The organism is Aquimarina brevivitae (assembly GCF_004216895.1).
GTDB lineage: Bacteria > Bacteroidota > Bacteroidia > Flavobacteriales > Flavobacteriaceae > Aquimarina > Aquimarina brevivitae.
In genome coordinates this window covers 1,223,588-1,247,259 of sequence record NZ_SGXE01000001.1, presented here as the reverse complement: position 1 = coordinate 1,247,259, position 23,672 = coordinate 1,223,588, and the positions used below count along the sequence as shown (strand labels likewise).

Here is a 23,672-nt window from a genome sequence, read left to right as displayed (position 1 = left end):
TTTGATGGAGACTTACCATTTCATATTTGGGTAAGTACGTTGCATATACTGCAGATCTGCTAATAGATACCCCATATGTTCGGTATGGATTCCTTTTTTTCCACCTTTTTGGAAATATTTAGATTCTGGAATTGACAATGTTGCTTCCGAAATAATTTCTTTTATTTTATTATAATACTCCTCTTTTAATTTGGTGAGATCTATTGCAATTCCTTTTTCAATCAGTTCGGAATCAGTACCTAGATTATGAAATAGTTCGTCGGTATAGGTCCATAAATTATCAACGGCATCCTGAATTTTAGCATGGCTTTTATCAGTACCATCTCCTAGTCTCTTTACCCAATCCGATGAGAACCTGAAATGATAGCTTACCTCTTTTATACTTTTCTTAGCTATAGCACTTAACGTTTCATCAGCACTATTTTGAAGTTTTTGTAAAAGCAGCAAATGAAAGGCATCGAATAAGAATTGCCTGGTGATTACATAAGCAAAATCTCTATTGGGCTGCTCTACCAATAGGACGTTTCTATATTGACGCTCTGTCCGTAAATAAGCCAGGTCATCTTCGGTTATATCCTCTTCAGAAAGCTTAGCCGCATATTGAAAATAGCTTCTGGTTTGCCCTAAAAGATCGAGCGCCATATTAGTAATTCCGATGTCTGTCTCTAAACTTGGCCCATGGCCACATAATTCCGAAAGCCGTTGTCCAAGAATTAAAGCATTATCCGCAATACTGTATATATATTGTATTAAATTATCGTTTTTCATTTCTCTGAAATTGAATTTTAAGTTGAATATGCAGCTCTAATAGTATATATCTAAGTATATATCTTAGCTGATATCCAAATAGATGCTAAACACAGGTACCGTTATACTCCTTACATATGTTTTACCTCATCTGGCAAATCATAAAAAGTAGGATGTCTATACACCTTATCCTTGGCGGGTTCAAACAGTTCTGCGTTATCATCTGGATTAGAAGCTGTAATATGTTTTGATTCGACTACCCAAATACTTACACCTTCATTTCTACGTGTGTATACATCTCTGGCATTCTCTAAAGCCATTTCTGCATCGGCAGCATGTAAACTTCCGAAGTGTCTATGCTCTAATCCATTCTTACTTCTTACAAAAACCTCCCAAAGTGGCCAGTTATTTTTCATCTTCTAAAATTATTAGATTGCTTTTTTCAATTTTATATTCTCTTGCTTCTTAGCATATGCCATAGCAGCATCTCTCACCCATTCTCCTTCTTCCCAAGCGGAAACTCTGGCGTTTAAACGTTCTTTATTACAAGGACCGTGACCTTTTACTACTTGCCAAAATTCATCCCAGTCAATTGCTCCAAAATCATAGTGACCGGTTTCTTCGTTCCATTTTAGATCTGGATCAGGTATGGAAAGTCCAATCAGATCTGCCTGAGGTACGGTTTGATCAATAAACTGTTGACGTAACTCATCATTAGTTTTTCTCTTAAGTTTCCATTTCATGGATTGTTCTGTATGAACTGATTCCGCATCAGTTGGACCTAACATCATCAAGGCTGGCCACCACCATCTATTCAGCGCATCCTGTGCCATTTCTTTTTGCTCTGGAGTTCCATTAGCCAAGATCATCATAATTTCATACCCTTGTCTTTGGTGAAAACTTTCTTCCTTACAAACTCTAATCATCGCTCTAGCATAGGGACCATAAGATGTACTACAAAGCGGTACCTGATTGATGATCGCTGCACCATCTACTAACCAACCAATAGCACCAATATCTGCCCAAGTAATGGTCGGATAATTAAAAATACTTGAATATTTTGCTTTGCCGATATGTAATTGCTCATAGAGTTCTTCTCTTGAAACACCTAAGGTTTCGCAAGCACTATAAAGGTATAAACCGTGACCTGCCTCATCCTGAACTTTTGCCAGCAAGGCAACTTTTCTGCGTAAAGAAGGTGCCCTGGTTATCCAGTTTCCTTCGGGTAACATACCTACTATTTCTGAATGGGCGTGCTGAGATATCTGACGAATATGTGTTTGTCGATATTTCTCTGGCATCCAGTCTTTTGGTTCTATTTTCTCATCACGCGCAATTTTATCTTCAAAAATTGCTTCTAAGTTCTTAACTTCTTTCTCACTCATAACAACATTTATTTTTAATTCAACAACTAGCTAAGTCGTAATATTTTAATTTTTACACATCAAAATCAACCACAACTTTTTCAGAAGTGGGTACAGCCTGACAGGAAAGTATTAGCCCTTTAGCCAACTCATCCTCTTCCAAGGCATAATTAACTTTCATTTCTACGGATCCATCTACCACTTTACACTTACAAGTGCTACACACTCCCCCTTTACAAGCATAAGGCAAATCTGCTCCAGCGGCTAAGGCACCATCCAAGATATTGTCATATTCTTCGTCCATAGCAAAGTGAAATTCTTTTCCGCCGTCTATGATGGTTACTTTGGTACCATCAAATTTATGTTCTATGGCCTCGGCTGCTCTTTTATTATTTTGTTCTGATGCACCAGAAAAGAAAAGTTCGTAGTGTATTTTTTCTTTAGGCAATCCAGAAGCAACAAGTTGATCTCGTATTAAAAATATCATCTCCTCTGGTCCACAAACAAAACATTCATCTACCTCAGCAACATCAAAAACTTTAGAGGTTAGCTCTTGAAGTTTCTCTGCTGTAAATCTCCCATTTAATAATGGGATATCTCTTTGTTCTTTAGTTAGAAAATAAAATATTTCAAATCTTCCAAAATACTTATTTCTAAGGGCCTCAATCTCTTCTTTAAATATAATGGATTTTGCGGTTCGATTCAAGTAAAACAGCTTAAAACTACTATAAGGCTCTAAGGCCAAGTGCGTTTTAATAATTGACAATATGGGAGTGATGCCACTACCTGCTGCAAAAACAATGTACTGTTTACTTTTTGTAGGGTCCACATCCACATAAAAACGACCGGAAGGTGGCATAATTTCTAAGGTATCTCCAATTTTCAATAAATCATTGGCATAATTAGAAAATATTCCACCAGGAATTTTTTTAACGGCCACTTGCCATTTATTTTCAACCGGGCTCGAACATAGGGAATAGGATCTTCTGATATCCTGCCCATCAATAATCGCTTTTAATGTAAGGTGCTGTCCCTGTTTATAGGTAAACGCTTCTCTTAATTCTTTTGGGATATCAAAAGTAATAGATGTACAATCTTTCGTTTCTTTCTTAACCTCTTGTACCTTAACACCATAAAATTCTGCCATATACTCAATCTAAAACGTTGTAGTTCTACAAAACTAACGATTGTTAGTTTTACTAGCAAAAAATTATAGTTAATTTTATATGATTCCTTTTAACAGAACGGTGATCATATCTTTCTTCAAAATGTCTGGATCAATAGTTCTTTGTTTAGGATACCATAGATATAGTGTTCTGAGGGTAGAAAGTGTAGAAAAGACAATGATTTCAATATTATTATTAGCCAACACACCATTATTAACACCTGTACGCACTATTTGTCTGAAATTTTCTTCGTAATCGTGACGCATTTGCTCAAAATAAGTAAGATTTTCTTCTTCTAAATGCATCCAGTCATTGTTTAACGAAGCAAGTCCATCGGCATTGGTCAATGTAATATCAATATGAAGCTCAATGATTTTTTCTAATTTTTTGATAATTGTTAAATCAGATTTAACAATTTCATTCATTCCGGTAGTAAAATGTTCGGCCAGATCGATAATTATAGAAGCTAAAATTTCTTGTTTTGATTGTATATGGTTATACAAGCTCGCAGCTTTAATTCCCATAGCTCTGGCCAGGTCTCGCATAGTCACCGCACTATACCCTCTTTCTTTGAAGAGAATAGCAGCTGAATCAATAATTTCTTGCTTTCTTCCTTCTGGCTTCATTTTTGTTCTTTTACTCAAAAATAAATTTTAATATGGATTAACCCATGTAGATTTAATCTTTTTATGCTAAAAAAGATAAATTTGTATAAACTCTAATCACTTAAATTATGAAATCACTAGCAGCATCAATATTTGTTTCTTTTTTATTTTTAGCGTGTTCTTCAGCTAAAAAGAACGCATCTGATAGTACTACAGAAAAAACAATAAGCACGTTAGATGGAAAGTATTTGGTTACCCAACTCAACGGAGAAAACGTATCAGAGCATAATATAACTATGGAGTTTGACAAAAAAAACAAAAAGGTATCTGGCTATTCTGGTTGTAATACGTATTCTTCAACTTACACCGTATCGGATAATGGCGTTGTAATTGACATTCCGATGGCTACTAAAAGATATTGTCCAGATTTAGGAGATCTGGAAAAGGATTTTTTTAAGGCGCTGACTTCTTGTAAAACAACGCAATTAAAATCAGATCAATTACTGCTTAATGGTATGGAAGGGAAAACGCTACTTGCTGGCGTAAAAGAATAAAAAAAGGAGATCCAATGATCTCCTTTTTTTATAAAACTTTAAAGCAAAATATTATTTGATGATAATTTTTTGACTGATTTTTCCTTTAGTGACCATATCTTCAATAGTAATAAAATACATACCACTTTTATTATTAGCTACATTAATAGGAAAACGTTCCAAATCATCTTTGCCCGCATTAACCAATTGACCCAATAGATTAAACACTTTATATTGAATTGGATTACCTGATGAATTAATAACAGTTAGCTCTTCTTCTACAGGATTAGGAAATAAACGAATACCTTCCTTCAATAGATTATCCTCTACACTTAATACTTGTGACAATCGATCTAAAGTGGTTTGACCTGTGTTTGCAGGGTCTAACCAGTTTGATAATCTAGTAGCATCTGTAGTTCCAAAGTCCCAAGAGATATTAAATCGTCCGTATACATCAAACTGGTTATTATCATTTGTTCCTTGACAAGCAGCTGCACCACCGGCCAACTGACCTACAATCCTACCACTTGGATCAAAAATTGCAGAACCCGAAGACCCTCCTTCAGTTACACCTAAATCCCAATCTGCAATTCGCCACATCTCCGTGCTTGGATTACCGTTAAAACTAATTGCTGTTTTTGTTGGAGCATCATTTTCTCTACATACTTTCATAATATCTCCACTTGGATGATGAATTCCTACCACAAAACTAGGTGTGTTATCAGAACGATCCCATCCTGCCCACTCAAGATCCCAAGACTCATCTAATCCTCCATCAAGTCTAAGTAATTTCATATCAGATTTAGAATTTGCAGCCAGAACCGTAGCACCACTTGTCGTTTGATTTACGGCAGCATCGGTACTATTAGCAACAGTAGCACAAGAAGGGTTTGGGCTGATCCAGTTAAATCGAAATGCCCATGTTGAGTGTGACCCTTCATCACAATGATTAGCTGTTAAAAAATAAGGCGCACCATCATTATTGGTATTATTAATAAGAGTACCCGAACAAACAAAGCCATTAAGAATAATAAAACCAACTGCTCTTTTAAGTTCATCTTTGATAGCATCAAAATCACTACCCACAGGACAATCAACATCCTGATTACAATCTCCTGACGAATTCAATGCTTTAGCCATAACTTCAGCGTTTGTTACAGATCGATAGCCATGTACCACCTTAGACAAATTTAAATTCCCCTGACCTCTTACAGCATTTGGTTCAAAATACTCGATCCAAACCTTATCTCCATCAACCATCCAGGTTCCTAGCATTTCATCTGGTCTGTTAAACACATTTGTATAAGCACCTAGTAAGTCCGTTTTATCATCATTATATAAATACACTGTAGCTCCCGTAGGAACTTTATATTTATTAAAAACAAAGTTTAATGTTTTTGCTCCTTTCGACTCAATTAACACTCTCCATATTCTTCCTTTACCTGGAATTTCGTCCCATACGCCAGAATTTTTCATTCCATAATCAACACTAAACTCATAGCCAAATCTCCACGGTTTTGCTCTATCCTGGTCATTAATTTTATCTTCTTCCTGAATTTTTTTTAAATCAAACTCAGGCATTTTAATGGGATCAACTGTTGCTTTTTGTTTGAGGTTAAAACTTTGTGGCTTACCTTCGTTGGTAACCTGTGCCTGTATTAATGAAATAAAAAAAATAAAAGGCAGTAGTAATTTGTAGGACTTCATATCGTCTTTTTTTAAAGTGATTTAACAAATTTAATAATAAGTAAGCCTTTTTTTAAAAATAAAAACTATTAATTTCACCTTTTATTTTGAAATTCAAATTATGTCTGGTCTCGTTGATATAGAAAGTAATCCCCTGATAGATAGATTACCCCCACACTTAAAACAGTTTATTAAACCTCAAAATTACGAGGACTACACCCCTGTTAATCACGCGGTATGGAGATATGTAATGCGAAAAAACGTAGCTAGTTTAAGTAAAGTTGCCCATAAATCTTATTTAGAAGGATTACAAAAAACAGGAATTTCGATTGAAGAAATCCCAAGTATGTATGGGATGAATAGAATATTAAAAGAAATCGGTTGGGCTGCCGTTGCGGTAGATGGTTTTATACCTCCTAATGCATTTATGGAGTTTCAGGCCTACAACATCCTTGTCATTGCATCAGATATAAGACAACTCGAAAATATTGAGTACACCCCAGCACCCGATATCATACACGAAGCGGCCGGGCACGCTCCAATAATCGCAAACCCTGATTATGCCGAATATCTTAGACGTTTCGGCAAAATTGGATGCAAAGCGATTTCCTCCAAGAAAGATTACGAAATGTATGAAGCCGTAAGACTATTATCCATACTTAAAGAAGCGCCTAATACGAAACCAGAAGAAATCGAAGAAGCTGAAGAAAAAGTAGCCAAACTCCAAAATCGCAAGGATGAACCCTCAGAAATGGCTTTGATTAGAAACTTACATTGGTGGACAGTAGAATATGGACTAATCGGAACACCCGAAAACCCAAAAATCTATGGTGCAGGATTACTCTCTTCAATCGGAGAAAGCGAATGGTGTATGACGAATCAGGTGAAAAAATTACCATATGCGCCAGAAGCTGCTTATCAAGATTTTGACATCACTAAACCGCAACCACAACTATATGTTACTCCTGATTTTGCTTATTTAAGTCAAGTATTAGAAGAGTTTGCTAATACCATGGCGTTGCGTAAAGGAGGACACCGCGGGTTGGCAAAACTCATTGAATCTAACAACTTAGGTACGATTGAACTCAGTACCGGATTACAAATATCCGGGGTATTTACGAGGATGTTAAAAAATGAAGATAACGAAGTTATTTATTTTGAAACCGAAGGCCCTACGGCATTGTCATTTAGAGAAAAAGAGCTCATCAACCACGGTGTAGATTTTCACCCTAACGGTTTTCGATCGCCGCTTGGAAAACTCAAAGGTATTAATCTTGCCATAGAAAACATGTCTCCCAGGGATCTCAAAGCCTATCATTTTTATGACGGCGAGTATATTGAATTTGAGTTTGAAAGTGGTATCACCGTTGCAGGGAATAACATTACAGGTATGCGTAATATTCAAGGGGATTTGATATTGATTCAATTTAGCGAATGTACGGTGAAGTACAAGGATGAATATTTGTTCAAACCGGAGTGGGGGACTTTTGATCTTGCGGTAGGTAAAGAAATCGTCGCTGCGTTTAGTGGTCCTGCTGATGACTATTCTTTTGATTTGGTAAATCATAAAACCACCTCTACTACCTTTAAGCCCACTTTTACTGATAAAGAAAAAGAATTACACCGCCTATACCAATCTGTTAGAAACATAAGAGAAGGTAAGGATAGTGATTTTTCGCTCGAAGGTGTTTTTGAAATCTTAAAAGAAACACATAAAGAGGATTGGTTATTAGCCATAGAAATCTATGAATTGGTATATGACCGTGAACCTTCTTTTGCAGCAAAATTATTAAGCTATCTACAAGCACAACAGCTTCAAAAACCTAAAATTAAACATCTTATTGAATCCGGAATTCAGATTATTCAACAACAGGCTGTAGAAAATATTTTGTAAGATAAAATATCATGTATGACTTGTAAACCGGACATTACTTACTTGAATAAGTAGTATCCGGTTTCAAGTTAAAAAAACCTCACAATATAAAACTAGTTAAAAAATCCACCAGTTTATTGTTAGTGAACATAGTAAAGCTGAAGTAAACATACGGCAACAACTTTTTTATTAGAAGAAAGGGACTTACAAAAACGAATACAATTTTTAGAACTTGATATGAGGATACACTGCTGTTAACTTATTTTTCTTAGCATCTAATTTTTCTAAAAATTGTTGATGGGCTTCAGAGTTTGGATTAAAAGGTCTGTGCGCTAAACCTTTCTGAATCTCTTCAATATTTTGCATTAGTGCACGAGCATCAGGACTAACCCAGGTTTCCTTAAATTTATTCCAGATATAAGATATAGCTAGGGGTGAAGGATGTATCATATCTTGGTTATAAAAACGATAATCTCTTAATTCATCCATCATGATTTCGTAAGAAGGAAAGTAAGCTATACTGCTGTCCTTTTGCATTACAGAATGTATCGCACTGATCAGATTTGCTTTGCTTAGGTTATTTTCGACCATTCCGTCTTTTAAATGACGTACTGGAGAAACCGTAATGATTATTTTTATATTTTGATTAACGCTTCGTAAGAGCGCAATGCAGTTTTCTATACTCTTTTCATTTTCGGCTACAGAAAGTAATTGTTTCTCAAACGCTTTTGATGGTACTTTATGACAATTGGCAACCACCATGTCGAGTTGTCGTAATCGATATACCCAAGATGTCCCTAAAGTAATAATAGCGTGCGTTGCTGACCTCAGCTTGGTATAGGTATTAATCAATCTGTTGTTTAAATTAAACAAGAGCTCCAGTTTATCGGAACTACTAAGCGAAGAATGCGCGTCAAAACAATGCCACTGCTCATTGTGAAAAAAAATATCCTCTTCTGCATATTCTTCCTGCTGAGTTGCCATGTATAAAAAGGTTTCAATGGCTTTGGGATGAAACAAAATACCAAATGGATTGATGCAATTTTTAAACTTAAAATACTCTAATTTATCACCAATATGTTGCGCAAAACAAGAACCAACCATAAATAGATTGGAATCATAATCAATCAGTGGAGTACCTTTTGATAATTTTATATTCGTTTGCAACTCCATGATTTACTCATTTTAATGGTGTAACACTAAACTTTACTTAGCCACTATTTTTTTAGCTTCTATAAGAGCTTCTTCTATACCAGCTGGATTTTTACCCCCTGCTGTAGCAAAGAATGGTTGTCCACCTCCACCGCCTTGGATAAATTTACCCAAATCGCGTACGATTTGACCCGCGTTTAAAGACCGTTCATCCACTAAGTTCTTTGAAATATAACAAGATAATAAGGCCTTACCGTTTTGATTGGATCCAAGAACTAAAAGAATATCTTCAATTTCACCACCCAACTCAAAAGACAAATCTTTAATTCCTGCTGCATCAAGATCCACTTTTTTTGCCAAAAACTTTATCCCATTAATTTCTTCAAACTCTAGTTTTAACTCACTCTTCATATTTCGAGCTTTATCTTTTAATAAAGCCTCGATTTGTTTTTTAAGATTTGAATTTTCTTCCTGAAGTGAATTAATTACCTTAACCGGATCTTTTGGGTTTTTAAGAATTGCTTTTACCTCTTCTAAAACCTGAGTTTGCTCTGAAAAATATTCCTTAGCAGCATCACTTGTTATGGCTTCAATTCGTCGTATACCTGCAGCCACTGCACTTTCTGATGTAATTTTAAAATGCCATATATCACTGGTGTTTTGGACATGAGTACCACCACATAATTCCATAGACTCACCAAAACGAATCGTTCTAACCGAATCCCCATATTTTTCACCAAACAATGCAATAGCACCTTCCTTAATTGCTTGATCGTATGTGGTTTCTCTTTGCTCCTCTAAGGGTAAACCTTCTCTAATCCTTGCATTGACAAAGTTTTCCACTTCCTGCAATTCTTCTGCAGAAACCTTAGAAAAATGTGAAAAATCAAATCGAAGATTTCCACTATGCACCATAGACCCTTTTTGTTCCACATGGGTTCCTAGGACTGCTCTTAACGCTTGATGCAAAAGATGTGTTGCGGTGTGATTTGAAGCGGTTCTTTTGCGTTGCTTACTATCGACCACTGCTTTAAAACTATCCTTCAAGTTTTTTGGCAAGCTTTTGGTCAAATGAATAATTAAATTATTTTCCTTTTTAGTATCTATAATATACACCACATCTCCATTATCGGACTCCAGATAACCTTTGTCACCTACTTGTCCTCCACCTTCAGGATAAAATGGGGTATGATTAAACACTAATTGATAAAGTGCTCCTTCTTTTTTACTTTCTACCTTACGGTATCGCGCAATAGCTACCTCAGCTTCTAATTGATCATATCCTATAAAAGTTCCTGCAGGCTCATCAGAAACGACCTCCCAGTCACCAGCAGACACCTGTGATGCTGCTCTGGATCGATCTTTTTGCTTTTGTAATTCCGTATTGAATGTTTTACTATCATAGGATAATCCTTGCTCGGACAATATTAATGCCGTAAGATCTTCGGGAAAACCATAGGTATCATACAACTCAAAAACTTTTTCTCCTGCTACTTCTTTACCTTTTGTTTCTTCAATAACCTGATCTAATAAAACTAACCCCTGGTCTAAGGTTCTTAAAAAGGATTGTTCTTCTTCCTTTATTACATTTACAATAAGATTCTTTTGGGATTTTAACTCCGGAAAAGCTTGTCCCATCTGATTAGCAAGGGTATCTACCAATTTATATATAAAGGGTGATTTTTGATCTAAGAACGTAAAACCATATCGGATTGCTCTACGCAGAATTCTTCTAATCACATATCCAGCACCTGTATTGCTAGGTAGTTGACCATCAGCAATAGAAAACGCTACAGCCCTTATATGATCCGCAATTACGCGGATAGCCACACTCACCTTACCTTTTTCATCTTCTGGATTACTATCCTTATCATATTTTGAGTTTGTAATGGTCTCAATTTCTCTAATCATCGGTGTAAACACATCCGTATCATAATTAGATTTCACATCTTGTAATACCATACATAGACGTTCGAATCCCATCCCTGTATCAATATGCTGTGCAGGTAATTTTTCTAAAGAACCATCGGCTTTTCTATTGAACTGTATAAATACTAAGTTCCAGATTTCTACTACTTGAGGATGATCGGCATTTACTAAATCCTTTCCTGGGATTTTTGCCTTCTCTTCTGCTGATCTTATGTCCACGTGTATCTCAGAACAAGGCCCACAAGGTCCCTGATCACCCATCTCCCAGAAATTATCCTTTTTATCGGCTAGTATAATTCGATCTTCGGGTACAATCTCCTTCCATATATCATACGCTTCCTGATCCATTTCGAGGTTTTCATCTTTTTCTCCTTCAAAAACAGAAACATAAAGTATGTCTTTGTCAATTTTAAAAACTTCCGTTAATAGTTCCCAAGCCCAAGCTATTGCTTCTTTCTTAAAATAATCCCCAAAGCTCCAGTTACCTAGCATCTCAAACATCGTATGGTGATAAGTGTCCATACCAACCTCTTCCAAATCATTGTGTTTACCACTTACCCGCAAACATTTCTGAGTATCTGTAACCCGACTACTTTTTGGCGTAGCATTTCCCAGGAAATATTCTTTAAACTGATTCATCCCAGCATTGGTAAACATCAGAGTTGGATCGTCCTTTATTACCATAGGGGCAGAAGGAACTATACTGTGTCCTTTTGCTTTAAAAAATTCTAGAAACTGCTTTCTAATATCCTGAGATTTCATACACTTATCTATTTATGTAGTCTTTATTTTGATTAATTTAACGTACTGCCGCTATACTACTATTTATGATAACCAACTCCAATTTATCTTATAAAAAAGAAGTAATTACACTTCACTTTTTTCCGCTTTTTCCACACTTATATACATTTTACTATATTTGTGCTTTATTTGTAAGCTATATTAAGAGGTGAATTAAGCAAACATCCTGCAAAAATAGTATAATTTAGAATATGTCAAAGGTTAAATATTATTACGACAGCGATACACTTTCTTACCGAAAAATTGAACAAAAAAAAGGTAGAAAAGCAGGTATTGCTATTCTGAGTATCCTAGGAGCACTTTTGGCCGGTTTTATTCTTTTATTAGTTTATCTCAACATTCCTCAACTCGAAACTCCAAAAGAAAAAGCATTACGCCGCGAGTTGGAAAATATGGAGCTTCAATACGAACTCATCAATAAGCGTTTAAAACGCAATGAAGATATATTAACCGAAATAGCTGAGCGCGACGATAATATTTATCGCCTTTATTTTGGTGCGAAACCGATACCTGAAGAATTAAGAAATGCAGGATTCGGTGGAGTAAATCGGTATAAAAATTTAGAAGGTTTCGATAATTCAGAAATGATCATAGAAACCAGTGAACGGTTAGATAAATTAACAAAACAAATTGTTGTTCAATCTAAATCACTTGATGACATCGCAAATCTTGCGGAGCAAAAAGAAGAGTTATTAGCTACTATTCCTGCTATTCAACCAATCAAAAATGAAGATTTAAAAAGAATGGCTTCTGGATATGGATGGAGAAGTGATCCGTTTACCAAAGCACGAAAATTTCATTATGGCATGGACTTTTCAGCTCCAACAGGTACTCCTATATTCGCCTCCGGTAATGGTGTAGTAACACGAGCCGATGCAAATTCTACTGGATATGGAAAGCATGTAAGAATTGATCACGGTTTTAATTATGTAAGTCTTTATGCCCATCTTAGTAAATATAATGTAAAACCAGGTCAAAAGGTAAAACGAGGAGACATCATTGGATTTGTAGGTAGTACCGGAAGATCTGTGGCTCCACACCTTCATTACGAAATATTTAAAGACGGGGACAGAATAAACCCAAGAAACTTCTATTATGGAAGTTTAACTTCTGAGGAGTTCAATGAAATGCTCAAAGCATCGAATTTAATAAACGAATCTCTAGATTAATCCACTATGCGCAACGTACTTTTCCTAGTCTTCATTACAGCACTAGGGTATCAGGTTAATGCCCAAAAATACAATAAGGAAGTACTTGACTCAATGTATACTATTACCACGACTTTTGCGGAAAAGATAGCACTAGCTAAAAAGCCTCAATTCATAAAGGTTATGGCTGTTGGTGATATTATGATGGGTACCAATTTTCCTGAACCCCACTATTTACCACCTGAGGGAACCGACCCCTTTGAAAAAGTTAAAGATGTTTTATCCCAAGCTGACATATTATTTGGCAACCTGGAAGGCACCTTAACTGATGAAGGTAAAAATGCCAAACACTGTTCGGACCCCTCAAAATGCTATTCATTTCGCTCACCAGAACGCTTTGGGAAATATCTTGAAGATGCAGGATTTGATGTAATGAGTATTGCCAATAACCACATTGGTGACTTTGGGGATATCGGTATTAAAAATACGTCTAAAACACTGGCTAGGCACAACATTGCCTATGCAGGTGTATTTGCACAACCCTCTACTATTTTTGAAAAAAATGGGATAACCTATGGTTTTTGTGCTTTTGCCCCTAATAAAGATTGCTTAAAAATTCATAACTTAACCAAAGCAAAAGAGATTGTTACTGAATTAAAAGCAAAAGCAGATATTGTGATTGTATCATTTCACGGCGGAGCAGAAGGTTTTCAACACACCCACGTACCCCGAAAAACAGAACGGTTTTATGGGGAAGATCGAGGTAATGTGTACAAATTTGCGCACGAAATGATTGATGCAGGTGCTGATATTATTTTTGGACACGGACCACACGTATCTAGGGCCCTTGAAGTGTATAACAATAAGTTTATTGCCTATAGTTTGGGGAACTTTTGCACCTATAGTAGGTTTAGCCTTACTGGAGTTAAAGGATATGCACCAATCGCGGAGGTTTTAATTGATACTGAAGGTAATTTTATTAGTGGTAAGTTGCACTCTGCCAAGCAAATTGACGAAATATATCCATTTATGGATGACGACAAAGGCGCACTAAAAGAAATTAAAAGACTTACTGAAGAGGATTTCCCGGAAAGCAAATTGGTTTTTAAAGAAGATGGGAGTTTTATACAACAAAAAGACTAAACACTATGTATGTAGACTTACCAGAAAAAATGTACTATAGCATTGGAGAGGTAGCTGATGCCTTTAGCGTTAATACCTCGCTAATCCGTTTTTGGGAAAAGGAATTTGATATTCTAAAACCCAAAAAAAATGCTAAGGGCAATCGAAAATTCACCCAAGAGGACATAAAAAACTTAGAACTAATATACCATTTAGTTAAGGAACGAGGCTTTACCCTGGAAGGTGCAAAAATTCATCTCAAAGAGCAAAAGCAAGGTGTCCTCGATAATTTTGAGCTTATTAGAAAACTAGAATATATTAAAGGCCAATTGCTTAAAATTAAAGAACAATTATAACACTATCAATTCATTTAGGATTATGAAAAAAAGTATTATTGCAATCATAGTTATTGCTATTTTATTACTTCTTGTGTATTGGCTATCCGCAGGAAAATATAACAACGCAGTCGTTTTAAAAGAGGATACTAAAACAGCCTGGTCCAATGTAGAGAGTGCTTACCAAAGGCGAAGTGACTTAATTGGTAATTTGGTAAAAACCGTACAAGGAGCTGCGGATTTTGAACGCTCCACCCTGAAAGAAGTGATTGAAGCACGTTCTAAGGCAACCTCGGTATCCATTGATCCAACCAATATCACTGCTGACCAACTCAATCAATTTCAACAAGCGCAAAGTGGCTTAAGCTCTGCACTTTCACGATTATTAGTTACAGTAGAGCGCTATCCGGATCTCAAAGCAAATCAAAACTTCTTAAATCTACAATCCCAATTAGAGGGTACAGAAAACCGAATCAATGTAGAGCGAAATCGCTACAATGAAAAGGTTGGGGAGTACAATAAATACATAAAGGTGTTTCCCAACAATATAATTCTTAGATGGTTTGGAGATTTTGAAGAAATGGCTCGTTTTAAGGCGGATGAAGGAAGCGAAAAAGCACCTGATGTTGATTTCAATTTCTAAATTCAACTCTAAACATTTTAAACCTTAACATATGTCACAGGTTGAAGATTTTCTTACTGCTGCCGAGGAACAGCAAATTATTGAAGCTATTCGTGCTGCTGAACAAAAAACTTCAGGCGAGATACGAGTTCATATAGAGCAACACACAGACAAAGAAGTGATAGAACGCACTATGGAAGTTTTTCACGGGCTCAAAATGGATAATACTTCATTAAGAAATGGAGTGCTGATATATGTCGCGGTAGAAGATCATAAATTTGCTATATATGGAGACAAAGGTATCCACGATATTGTACATCAAGGGTTTTGGGACTCCACCAGAGATGCCATTAAAAGTGAATTTAAAAAAGGAAACTTTACCCAAGGGCTAATTAATGGAATACAAATGGCAGGCAAAGAGTTACAACAGTATTTCCCTTGGGATCACGATAATAAAAATGAGTTGTCTGACGAAATATCAAAAGGATGATTATCGATCAGTTTAAAACATATTGCACTACATTTATTTTACTTTTTCTGACTTTAGGTGCTTTATGTGCACAACGCAACATACCCCCTAAACCCGCAAAAGAAACTGCGATATACGATAGTGCATCGTTTTTAAATCCGCAAGAACGCTCTGCTTTAGAAAGAAAGCTTATCAATTATGCTGACACTACCTCTACACAAGTTGTTATTGCGACCATAAATTCACTAAATGGCGAATATATAGGTACCTACGCAGCAGAGTGGGCTCATAAATGGGGCATCGGTCAAAAAGAAAAGGATAACGGAATTTTGATCTTATTATCTAAAAATGATCGTAAGATATGGATCACTACGGGTTATGGAGTGGAAGAAAAACTTACTGACCTACAATCCAAAACCATAATTGATCAAATCATTACCCCTCAATTTAAAAAAGGAAACTTTTATGCTGGTTTAGATGAAGGAACTACTGCGATTTTTGAAGTATTAAATGGCACTTTTGAGGGAAAAAGAACTTCTTCTAAACGACCTAATTTTCCAATTGTAGAATTTATATTTCTTGCTTTTATCATTATAGGAATTATAAGAGCCTTATCCCGAAGTAATCGCAATGATGGCAATGGACGAGGGGGCAGCCGATCTACGGGCAGCCTTTGGGACATCATTGTTCTTAGTAGCCTGGGTAGAGGAGGTTTTGGCGGTAGCTCTGGCGGGTTTAGCGGTGGTTCTGGCGGTTTCGGTGGTGGATTTGGAGGCGGTGGCTTCGGTGGAGGTGGTGCTGGAGGTAGCTGGTAAGCTAATTGTTTTCTAATAGGCCTCTTGTGCTAAAAAAACACGATCAAAATATTGAAAAGTCGCATTGGCTCCTGTAATAATATCATGGAGCTCGGTTTCTGTTACTGCTAAACTATCTAAAGCATTTACAAATTTTTTCCAACGTTGAATATGTATTTTGGGATCTCCTCCAAAAAAATGATGCTCCTTCAAGTCCCGTAATGCTTTACAATGCTCTAAATGATTCGCTATCATTATTCCACCAAGCATAGAACCTTCAATCACATACATCGCTCCTATGGCTTGCATGGGTTTAGCTATCTCTAGCAATACATCATTTGATTTTTGATGATGCAAGTTAGTCACACCCGCATTTAACAAATCTCGCTCAAGTCTATTGGATTTATCAGAAGAAATGAAGTCGTGTAACGCAACAGGCAAATGCTTGGACTGCTGTGTTATTTTTTCTTCTACCACGCTATAGACATTATAATTAGCGAGTAATAATCTTGTATATTGATGTTTAGTTATCGAGTGATCTATAATGTATTTTGCACTGTTATTGGATTCTGTATTTTTATGCGCTTCTGCAGTTTTTTCCTTCAGTAACTTAGCTATCATAATCTCCTTTCAATTTTTTGAGATCTTCTCTGATTTTGATAATACCCTTTTGATGAGACAAGTTTTCAATAGAGGCATGTTTTAAAAATTCTTCAATCTTACGGATAGTTTCTCGAGTCTCCTCTACTCTACCTCTAATAATTTCTGTTGTAGGACTGTTTTTGCTAGCGGCAACGAAATACGGTCTTAATTTTTGATGTAATTGATTAATGTTTTTCTTTAATAGATAACCAGAAGCACCATTGAGTATCGTATTTGCAGCAAGCTCTTCGTCATTAATCGTCCCCGTAACAAAAATAAACGTAGTAGCAGGGGATATATTTCTACATAATTCCAAAACCTCCATGCCAGAACACGTAGGAAGATTATAATCACATAAAATTATATTAGGTATAAACGAGTTGACTACCTCCTTTATACTATCTAAGGTCGTTGCAATCTCTATTTTTGGTTGATCAACTATTTTTTGTATTTGCCGGGTTACTAGGGCAACGTCTTCAGCATTATCCTCAACTAATAGTATTTTTAAACTTTCTACATCCATAATTTACACCGTATTATTATCTGACAATAGCGTTCAAAGATGTTGTTGTTGTCTTTATAAAACCCTACTATAAATTTTTAAAATAGTGTTGAGTTTTCAGTTATGATATCAATCAAAGATAATAATTCTTTTATTTACAGAGCTATTTTAAACACCGATGCTTCGGTATTAAAATGGATACAAGTGTATTGATAACCATTTAAAGACGAAATAGTTTATATCGGTTAACCCCATCTAAAAACTTACAAAAAATGTAGTTCCTTTTTCTTTTTCACTTTGAACCTTAATGGACCCGTTATGTTTTTCAACCACACGTTTTACTATAGCTAAACCTATTCCTGAACCTTCATAATCCTCAAGCTGCAGGCGACTAAAAACTCCAAAAATTCGATCTGCATGAACCATATCAAACCCGATACCATTATCTTTTACAAAATATATTGTTGGCTCCTGATCAAGACTTCCTATTTCTACCTTCGGATTTTTTACCTTGGCAGAATACTTAAAAGCGTTAGATATTAAATTTAAGAACAGCTGAAACAACATAGGTCTATCACCGAAAATATCGGGTAAATCTTGATGAACGATAAGTGCTGTATCTGGATATGTGATTTCAGTTTGTAAGTACCCCAAGATCTCTTGGATGAGCTCATCCATAGCGCACCATTGCGGTTTTTTTTGCTTTTGACTCAATCCAGAAAGGGCCAATATATCATCAATTAACTTATCCATTTTGCTCGTAGCTGCAATAATGGTTTGAATAGCTTGTTGACCATAATCATCAAGACTATCAAAATAATCCTCTTTTATGATCTGAGCAAATCCATCAATACCACGTAGCGGTGCCCTAAGATCATGAGATATGCTATAGCTAAAAGTTTCTAATTCTTTATACGCTGACTCTAATTTTTCATTAAGGCTTTTGACCTCATCATATTTCTTAACAATAATCTCAGTTATACTCTGCTTAAGTGCTTTTGCTGCGGCAATTTCATAATCGTGCCAAGGCGCTGACTGCCCTGCAACATTTTCAATAAATTTTTCAAAAGATTTTCTTGGGCTTAATTCTTCACCAGGTTTGGATAATACTGCTTTTTCAGGATTTCCTCCCCAATGTATGGTTTCTTTCTTTTCCGGCTTAAACCAAAGTAAACAATCTCCCTTCTCTTTATTTATAGCCACATAAAGCACCCCTGAGGCAACTGACTTATACTGGTCAGCTTTAGAATAATGTGAACTTAATTTATTGGTATAAAAAAGCTCTTCTCCCTTTTGTGCTACGAGCCATTGATGCAATAGTTTAAGCTCGTCTTTTGTCGGTGTCTTACCTATTTTTTTGATTTCACCATCAATAATTATTGCAGCCCCTGGTGCAGCTGTGAGGTTAGTTAAATTGTCCTTATGCGCAGATAATCCCTTAGCTATATCCCAGTCTACACTCATTTGATCTACCAGTGTTGCTCTGACCCGATTGGATGAATTGATCAATTCTAAATTTTTATTTGAAGACCTTAGCCCCAGTTGTGTAGAAAATACTTGCGTAAGAAATTTTGCGGATTGCCGTTGGTAATAATTAGTGAACCTTGGACCATAATGGTGACAAGCAATAAGTCCCCATAAAGAATTTTCATAAACAATAGCAGCAGTTAGCGTTGCACCAACTTTCATATTTTGTAAATATTCAATATGTATAGGCGATGAAGCTCGCAATTCAGACAAAGTCAGATCAATTGGCTGATTATTTGCTGGCGATTTGGGTACAATTGACACCACATTATCGTTTACATCTGCGATAATCCTTACTCCTTGCTTTAAAAATAGCGCCCTAGCTTGTTGCGGAATATCGGTAGATGGGTAGTTTAATCCTTTCCAACTTTCAAGATGATCTTCTTTAGATTCAGCGATTACAGCTCCATTCCAGTTTTCATCGAATTTATACACCATAACCCTATCATACCCCAAAAATTCTTTAATTAGGCCTGCAGCCTTATCACACATCTGCTGTTCATCCTTAGCATTACTCAACTCACTTACGATATTAGTTAATTGCTGTTGTTGCTGTAAAATCTCCCCTATAGATGATTTAGGTTCAAATTCTACCACAATTTTAGCATCAAGGTCATATGCCATAAGTGTACATAGCTTATCAAAAATGGTTACTTCAAAAGCTACCGATCGCTGCTCTTTTAATTTAGCAAACAATTGATCAAGCTGTGGTAGGGAGAGTAAATCACTAGCTTTTGTCAAAACCAAATCGTCTTGTTGAAAGAAAGTCGCAAAATTTTCACTGTAATGCGTAATCTGCTGAGTGATTTTATCCATTACAAAAAGAACACCAAAGGATTGTATTTTACCTATAATATGTATGGGTTCTTTATCGCAATTGGTAAGGTCAATTTTTTGTGGATAAAGATTAGAAGGACTACTCATTTATCCGTTTATTTTAAAATAAAAGGTGCTCCCTACTCCGAATTGTGAATCTGCCCAAATTTTACCACCGTGTAATTTTACTATTTTTTCGCAATGGGCTAATCCTACACCTGTTCCTTCGAACTTATCTTCTGTTGGCACTCTACTAAAAATAGTAAATATAGCATCTAGATCTTCTTCTTTCATTCCAATTCCATTATCAGTAATTGAAAACACATAATGATCATTGTCCTCAAAAGCTGAAATTCTTACATCCGGTGGAACTCCTTTTTTAGAATACTTCAACGCATTACCGATTAGGTTCTGAAACAATAATCTAAGTTCAGTTTTATAACCTTTTACCGTAGGTAAATTTCCAACGTGAATTTGAGCTTTTTGTTCTTTAATACGTTTGCCCAAATCATATTTTACCACTTCAACTAATTCCTTGGTGTCTACCTTTTCTTTTTTAAGATTTTGTCCTATCCTGCTATGCTCTAGTAATGCTTTTATTTGATTGCTTAATCTACCCGATGCCTCGTGTATATAATCTACATATTCTTTACCTTTAGTATCGAGCTGGTCACTAAATTTTTTACCTAACAATTCACTACCAAAACGTATTGTTCCCAGCGGCTCTTGCAAGTCATGTGAGCAGATAGAAACAAACTGTTCCAATTCTTGGTTTGCTTGTTCTAGGTTTTCTTTTTGCTTGCGCAGCTTTCTTTGAATTTTTTTGAGCTCGGTGATATCAGATAAGGTGGTTCTTGTTGCTACAACTTTGCCGTTTTCATCTAAGATAGGAGATGCGTTAATCATAACCACAATTCTCTTTTCCTCTTTGGTAACCAATGTCATTTCTTCTCTGACAACACCTTTGTTATTTTTAATCTTATCTAAAATTTTAATCCCTTTTAGTTTACTCTTCTTATCATAAAAATCAAATATTGGCTTCTGTAACACTTCTTCTTTTGCGGTATAACCCAGATTTTCATAAAATAATTTATTACATTCTGTGATTATCCCAGAGTGCGCTTCCATACTGACGTGCATGACCGGATCATCTTCATAGAATGTTTTGAATTTATCTTCGCTAATCCTGAGTTCTTCTTGGGATTGATGAATCGTCTCTATATCTGTAAACGTTATTACTACACCATCAGTTTTGCCATTGGAATCAATAAAAGGAGATATTCGTTGTAAGAAATGCATACCTTTTTTATTAACAATACTGCGCTCTAAAGAAGTTCCTGTTTCCATTACTTTACGGGCACGATCTGTGATACTATCTTCAGATTCCGTTCCTAATGTGGTAATGAAATTTTCAAGATGTCTACCGATGTCCTGTTGCAACAGGTCAAAATTCTCTTTTACAGCGGGAGTGAATTTTCTTATTTTAAGTTCTGCGTCCAGAAATATAGTACCGATATTAGTACTATTTAATAAGTTATCCATATCCGCATTAAGTGCTGCAAGATCATCCATCTTTTGAATGTGTTCAGCGTTTACGGTATGTAATTCCTCATTAACACTTTGTAGTTCTTCGTTAGTGCTCTGCAACTCTTCATTCGATGCCAATAGTTCTTCGTTGGTCGCTTGCAGCTCTTCATTACTGGTTTCTGTTTCTTCGACAGCTCTTTTTAGATCTTCTCTAGAGTCATATAGTTCCTCTTCAAGGTCAATTATGCGTTTGTTGGCTGCTTCGGTCATAGAAGCTTGCTCTACAATCACTCCTTCCGTTTCTTCTCCTAGATGATCCATTAAGGTAATTACGAAGGTATACGTAGCTTCTCCTTTTTTTATTTTATAAGGCTGTACAATCAGATCAATAGTATATTGCGTATCATTTTTAGGTAATGAAATACCTTTATAAACGACTTTTGACCCTGACCGCTTGGACTTCTTCACAGAAGTTGTCACTGGTATTTTTAATTCATTAGGCAACATCCCTAAGAGGTTTGTTGTAAAACCCTTTTCTGGCAATTTTGCAAACTTACTAAACTCACCTTGAGCTTCAATAATGGTATATGCCTCATCTACCTGAACACTAGCAGCTCCATAATGTTCTAACACAGATGTGGCTACCAGGATTTCTAATCTTGAATTGTGTTCATCAGTTGGCAACACAGACAAGGCGTCATTTTTGGGTAATTTACTAACCATACGATTACCGGTTGACTTTAAAATATCTGTTCGCAATCGATTTGATTTTTCAATATTGCGATATACATTCCATTTTCGACTAATTTCTTCAAAATAAGGCCGTACTCCTCCAACACTTTCACTAGTTCCTAATACCAAGAAACCTTCAAACCTTAGGGAGTAATGCAATACTTGTAAAACTCTATTTTGAATAGTACTCTGTAGGTATATTAAGAGATTTCTACATACCGCCATATCCATATTATTAAAAGGTGGGTCCTTTATAATATTATGATTGGAGAAAATAACAGCTCTTCGAATTTTATCACTAATCTTATAGGTTTTATCTTTCTTTTTAAAATACCGAGATAAGTATTCTCCTGGGACATCGCCTTCAATAGCTTCGGAATATTCACCTTTACTCGCTACATCCAAATGATGCTGTGAAATATCGGTAGCAAAAATCTTGAACTCAAGATCTTTTTTCTGCCTTTTAATTTCTTGATGGAGTAACATCGCCAAACTATAAGTCTCTTCTCCTGTGCTACAACCTACGTCCCAAATTTTAATGATTCCATCTTGTGCTTTTTGTTTAACGAGCTCTGGTATAACTTCATTTTCTATTAGTTCCCAAACTTTGCTATCTCTAAAAAATTTGGTTACTCCGATTAGAAAATCCCTGTAGAGTATTTGCACCTCATCATCATGTGCTTCTATATAGCTCAAATATTCTTCTAAAGAATCAATTTTGAGCACCTTCATTCGCCTTGACATTCTTCTAATCAAGGTCGGTTTTTTATATAAAGAGAAGTCAAGAGCTGTAGATTTTTTAAGAACTTCTAAAATTTTATATAAGGAATCCTGATCAAAATCCCCCAATTCTTTATCCGCTTCAAAAAGCTCAGGTGTATTAAAATACTCTAAGATGACTTCGTTGATTTTCTCTACAGGTAATACGTAATCGACCAAGCCGGTGCTAACCGCGCTTTGGGGCATTCCATCAAATTTGGCTTGGTTTGGATCTTGGACAATTACCAAACCTCCATGCTCTTTAATGGTTTTTAAACCCGTTGAACCATCACTACCTGTACCACTGAGAATAATACCCACGGCATTTTGTTTATATTCTTTGGCTATGGACTCAAAGAACATATTTATGGGTAGATTAAGTTTCAAGCCCTTTGGCTTGTCTAATAACTTTAAATGCCCTTCTTCTATGACAAGATTCATAGTAGGAGGAATTACGTAAATATGATTTTTCTCTAATTCTGTGTCATCATTAATCTCCGTAATGGGCAATTTCGTTTTCTTAGCCAGCAACTCCGCCATTAAACTTTTATGGTCTGGCGATAAATGCTGAATAATGATGTAACTACAATTACTATTTACCTGGACATTATCAAAAAAACTATTTAGAGCTTCTAAGCCGCCTGCGCTCGCTCCCACTGCTACGACAATATGATCGTTCTGATTAAAATTTACCTCTTTCAGACAAGTATTATTTTAGTGACATATAAAATTGATATGGCAATCCATCGAGAATTACCCTAACTAAACTAATTTATAATTAATGAACAGAATTACAGAACAGGCACTAAAAATTTATGTTA

The 23,672-nt window shown here is 35.9% G+C and carries 20 protein-coding genes; 8 read left to right on the top strand and 12 right to left on the bottom strand.

Translation table 11 applies throughout. The features are described from left to right. Positions 1-12 precede the first annotated feature (12 nt). From paaC to EV197_RS05280, 5 genes are all read right to left on the bottom strand, one after another. Positions 13-768 (bottom strand): 1,2-phenylacetyl-CoA epoxidase subunit PaaC, encoded by a 756-nt coding sequence (gene paaC / locus EV197_RS05300; protein WP_130285687.1) that lies wholly within the window; start codon positions 766-768, stop codon positions 13-15. A gap of 110 nt (positions 769-878) precedes the next feature. Continuing rightward, positions 879-1,163, bottom strand: a complete 285-nt coding sequence (gene paaB, locus EV197_RS05295; RefSeq protein ID WP_130285686.1) for a 1,2-phenylacetyl-CoA epoxidase subunit PaaB — start codon at positions 1,161-1,163, stop codon at positions 879-881. Between the two features lie 12 nt (positions 1,164-1,175). Further along, positions 1,176-2,132 (bottom strand): 1,2-phenylacetyl-CoA epoxidase subunit PaaA, encoded by a 957-nt coding sequence (paaA, locus tag EV197_RS05290; protein WP_130285685.1) that lies wholly within the window; start codon positions 2,130-2,132, stop codon positions 1,176-1,178. Between the two features lie 52 nt (positions 2,133-2,184). Continuing rightward, positions 2,185-3,258 carry a 1,2-phenylacetyl-CoA epoxidase subunit PaaE gene (paaE, locus tag EV197_RS05285; protein WP_130285684.1) on the bottom strand — a complete coding sequence of 358 codons (1,074 nt, stop codon included), beginning with the start codon at positions 3,256-3,258 and terminating at the stop codon, positions 2,185-2,187. 75 nt (positions 3,259-3,333) lie between these two features. After that, positions 3,334-3,921 (bottom strand): TetR/AcrR family transcriptional regulator, encoded by a 588-nt coding sequence (locus EV197_RS05280; protein WP_341273011.1) that lies wholly within the window; start codon positions 3,919-3,921, stop codon positions 3,334-3,336. 89 nt (positions 3,922-4,010) lie between these two features. Here EV197_RS05280 and EV197_RS05275 point away from each other — a divergent pair, with 89 nt between their 5' ends. Next, positions 4,011-4,436 (top strand): META domain-containing protein, encoded by a 426-nt coding sequence (locus tag EV197_RS05275; protein ID WP_130285682.1) that lies wholly within the window; start codon positions 4,011-4,013, stop codon positions 4,434-4,436. A 51-nt stretch (positions 4,437-4,487) separates the two neighbouring features. Here the strand turns inward: EV197_RS05275 and EV197_RS05270 are convergent, their stop codons facing one another. Continuing rightward, positions 4,488-6,122: a T9SS type A sorting domain-containing protein gene (locus tag EV197_RS05270; protein ID WP_130285681.1), complete on the bottom strand. Its 1,635-nt coding sequence runs from the start codon at positions 6,120-6,122 to the stop codon at positions 4,488-4,490. A gap of 100 nt (positions 6,123-6,222) precedes the next feature. Here EV197_RS05270 and EV197_RS05265 point away from each other — a divergent pair, with 100 nt between their 5' ends. Further along, positions 6,223-7,995, top strand: coding sequence for an aromatic amino acid hydroxylase (locus EV197_RS05265; protein ID WP_130285680.1), 1,773 nt, complete (start codon positions 6,223-6,225; stop codon positions 7,993-7,995). Between the two features lie 204 nt (positions 7,996-8,199). On the opposite strand, the gene EV197_RS05260 is transcribed toward EV197_RS05265, so the two are convergent. Both EV197_RS05260 and alaS read right to left on the bottom strand, forming a co-directional pair. After that, entirely contained in the window at positions 8,200-9,147 is a 948-nt protein-coding gene (locus tag EV197_RS05260; protein ID WP_130285679.1) for a GSCFA domain-containing protein, read from the bottom strand. 33 nt (positions 9,148-9,180) lie between these two features. Next, positions 9,181-11,817 (bottom strand): alanine--tRNA ligase, encoded by a 2,637-nt coding sequence (alaS, locus tag EV197_RS05255; RefSeq protein ID WP_130285678.1) that lies wholly within the window; start codon positions 11,815-11,817, stop codon positions 9,181-9,183. Positions 11,818-12,047: 230 nt separating this feature from the next. Here alaS and EV197_RS05250 point away from each other — a divergent pair, with 230 nt between their 5' ends. Genes EV197_RS05250 through EV197_RS05225 form a run of 6 tightly spaced genes read left to right on the top strand, consistent with a single transcriptional unit; the run spans position 12,048 to position 16,367 of the window. Continuing rightward, on the top strand, positions 12,048-13,025 hold the full coding sequence (locus EV197_RS05250) for a M23 family metallopeptidase (protein ID WP_130285677.1): 978 nt from the start codon (positions 12,048-12,050) through the stop codon (positions 13,023-13,025). Between the two features lie 6 nt (positions 13,026-13,031). Next, positions 13,032-14,147, top strand: a complete 1,116-nt coding sequence (locus EV197_RS05245; RefSeq protein WP_130285676.1) for a CapA family protein — start codon at positions 13,032-13,034, stop codon at positions 14,145-14,147. Between the two features lie 5 nt (positions 14,148-14,152). Then, positions 14,153-14,482 (top strand): MerR family transcriptional regulator, encoded by a 330-nt coding sequence (locus EV197_RS05240; protein WP_130285675.1) that lies wholly within the window; start codon positions 14,153-14,155, stop codon positions 14,480-14,482. Between the two features lie 22 nt (positions 14,483-14,504). Beyond that, a complete protein-coding gene (locus EV197_RS05235; protein ID WP_130285674.1) occupies positions 14,505-15,104 on the top strand; it encodes a LemA family protein in 600 nt (199 codons plus the stop codon). 31 nt (positions 15,105-15,135) lie between these two features. After that, complete coding sequence (locus EV197_RS05230; protein WP_130285673.1) at positions 15,136-15,573, top strand: TPM domain-containing protein; 438 nt, start codon at positions 15,136-15,138, stop codon at positions 15,571-15,573. After that, positions 15,570-16,367, top strand: coding sequence for a TPM domain-containing protein (locus EV197_RS05225; protein ID WP_130285672.1), 798 nt, complete (start codon positions 15,570-15,572; stop codon positions 16,365-16,367). The genes EV197_RS05230 and EV197_RS05225 overlap by 4 nt, the downstream gene beginning before the upstream one ends. A gap of 12 nt (positions 16,368-16,379) precedes the next feature. Here EV197_RS05225 and EV197_RS05220 read toward each other — a convergent pair whose 3' ends face one another. The 4 genes from EV197_RS05220 to EV197_RS05205 form a co-directional block, all read right to left on the bottom strand. Then, positions 16,380-16,967, bottom strand: a complete 588-nt coding sequence (locus EV197_RS05220; RefSeq protein WP_130285671.1) for a biliverdin-producing heme oxygenase — start codon at positions 16,965-16,967, stop codon at positions 16,380-16,382. Continuing rightward, complete coding sequence (locus tag EV197_RS05215; RefSeq protein ID WP_130285670.1) at positions 16,957-17,511, bottom strand: response regulator; 555 nt, start codon at positions 17,509-17,511, stop codon at positions 16,957-16,959. The genes EV197_RS05220 and EV197_RS05215 overlap by 11 nt, the downstream gene beginning before the upstream one ends. A gap of 234 nt (positions 17,512-17,745) precedes the next feature. Further along, entirely contained in the window at positions 17,746-19,941 is a 2,196-nt protein-coding gene (locus tag EV197_RS05210; protein WP_130285669.1) for an ATP-binding protein, read from the bottom strand. Then, positions 19,942-23,508 carry a chemotaxis protein CheB gene (locus EV197_RS05205; protein ID WP_242610691.1) on the bottom strand — a complete coding sequence of 1,189 codons (3,567 nt, stop codon included), beginning with the start codon at positions 23,506-23,508 and terminating at the stop codon, positions 19,942-19,944. Between the last annotated feature and the right edge of the window lie 164 nt (positions 23,509-23,672).

What these genes read in the sequence shown, in the direction of transcription:
- paaC (WP_130285687.1), bottom strand. Translation starts at nt 768, where the DNA reads ATGAAAAACGATAATTTAATACAATATATATACAGTATTGCGGATAAT.
- paaB (WP_130285686.1), bottom strand. Translation starts at nt 1,163, where the DNA reads ATGAAAAATAACTGGCCACTTTGGGAGGTTTTTGTAAGAAGTAAGAAT.
- paaA (WP_130285685.1), bottom strand. Translation starts at nt 2,132, where the DNA reads ATGAGTGAGAAAGAAGTTAAGAACTTAGAAGCAATTTTTGAAGATAAA.
- paaE (WP_130285684.1), bottom strand. Translation starts at nt 3,258, where the DNA reads ATGGCAGAATTTTATGGTGTTAAGGTACAAGAGGTTAAGAAAGAAACG.
- EV197_RS05275 (WP_130285682.1), top strand. Translation starts at nt 4,011, where the DNA reads ATGAAATCACTAGCAGCATCAATATTTGTTTCTTTTTTATTTTTAGCG.
- EV197_RS05270 (WP_130285681.1), bottom strand. Translation starts at nt 6,122, where the DNA reads ATGAAGTCCTACAAATTACTACTGCCTTTTATTTTTTTTATTTCATTA.
- EV197_RS05265 (WP_130285680.1), top strand. Translation starts at nt 6,223, where the DNA reads ATGTCTGGTCTCGTTGATATAGAAAGTAATCCCCTGATAGATAGATTA.
- EV197_RS05260 (WP_130285679.1), bottom strand. Translation starts at nt 9,147, where the DNA reads ATGGAGTTGCAAACGAATATAAAATTATCAAAAGGTACTCCACTGATT.
- alaS (WP_130285678.1), bottom strand. Translation starts at nt 11,817, where the DNA reads ATGAAATCTCAGGATATTAGAAAGCAGTTTCTAGAATTTTTTAAAGCA.
- EV197_RS05250 (WP_130285677.1), top strand. Translation starts at nt 12,048, where the DNA reads ATGTCAAAGGTTAAATATTATTACGACAGCGATACACTTTCTTACCGA.
- EV197_RS05245 (WP_130285676.1), top strand. Translation starts at nt 13,032, where the DNA reads ATGCGCAACGTACTTTTCCTAGTCTTCATTACAGCACTAGGGTATCAG.
- EV197_RS05240 (WP_130285675.1), top strand. Translation starts at nt 14,153, where the DNA reads ATGTATGTAGACTTACCAGAAAAAATGTACTATAGCATTGGAGAGGTA.
- EV197_RS05235 (WP_130285674.1), top strand. Translation starts at nt 14,505, where the DNA reads ATGAAAAAAAGTATTATTGCAATCATAGTTATTGCTATTTTATTACTT.
- EV197_RS05230 (WP_130285673.1), top strand. Translation starts at nt 15,136, where the DNA reads ATGTCACAGGTTGAAGATTTTCTTACTGCTGCCGAGGAACAGCAAATT.
- EV197_RS05225 (WP_130285672.1), top strand. Translation starts at nt 15,570, where the DNA reads ATGATTATCGATCAGTTTAAAACATATTGCACTACATTTATTTTACTT.
- EV197_RS05220 (WP_130285671.1), bottom strand. Translation starts at nt 16,967, where the DNA reads ATGATAGCTAAGTTACTGAAGGAAAAAACTGCAGAAGCGCATAAAAAT.
- EV197_RS05215 (WP_130285670.1), bottom strand. Translation starts at nt 17,511, where the DNA reads ATGGATGTAGAAAGTTTAAAAATACTATTAGTTGAGGATAATGCTGAA.
- EV197_RS05210 (WP_130285669.1), bottom strand. Translation starts at nt 19,941, where the DNA reads ATGAGTAGTCCTTCTAATCTTTATCCACAAAAAATTGACCTTACCAAT.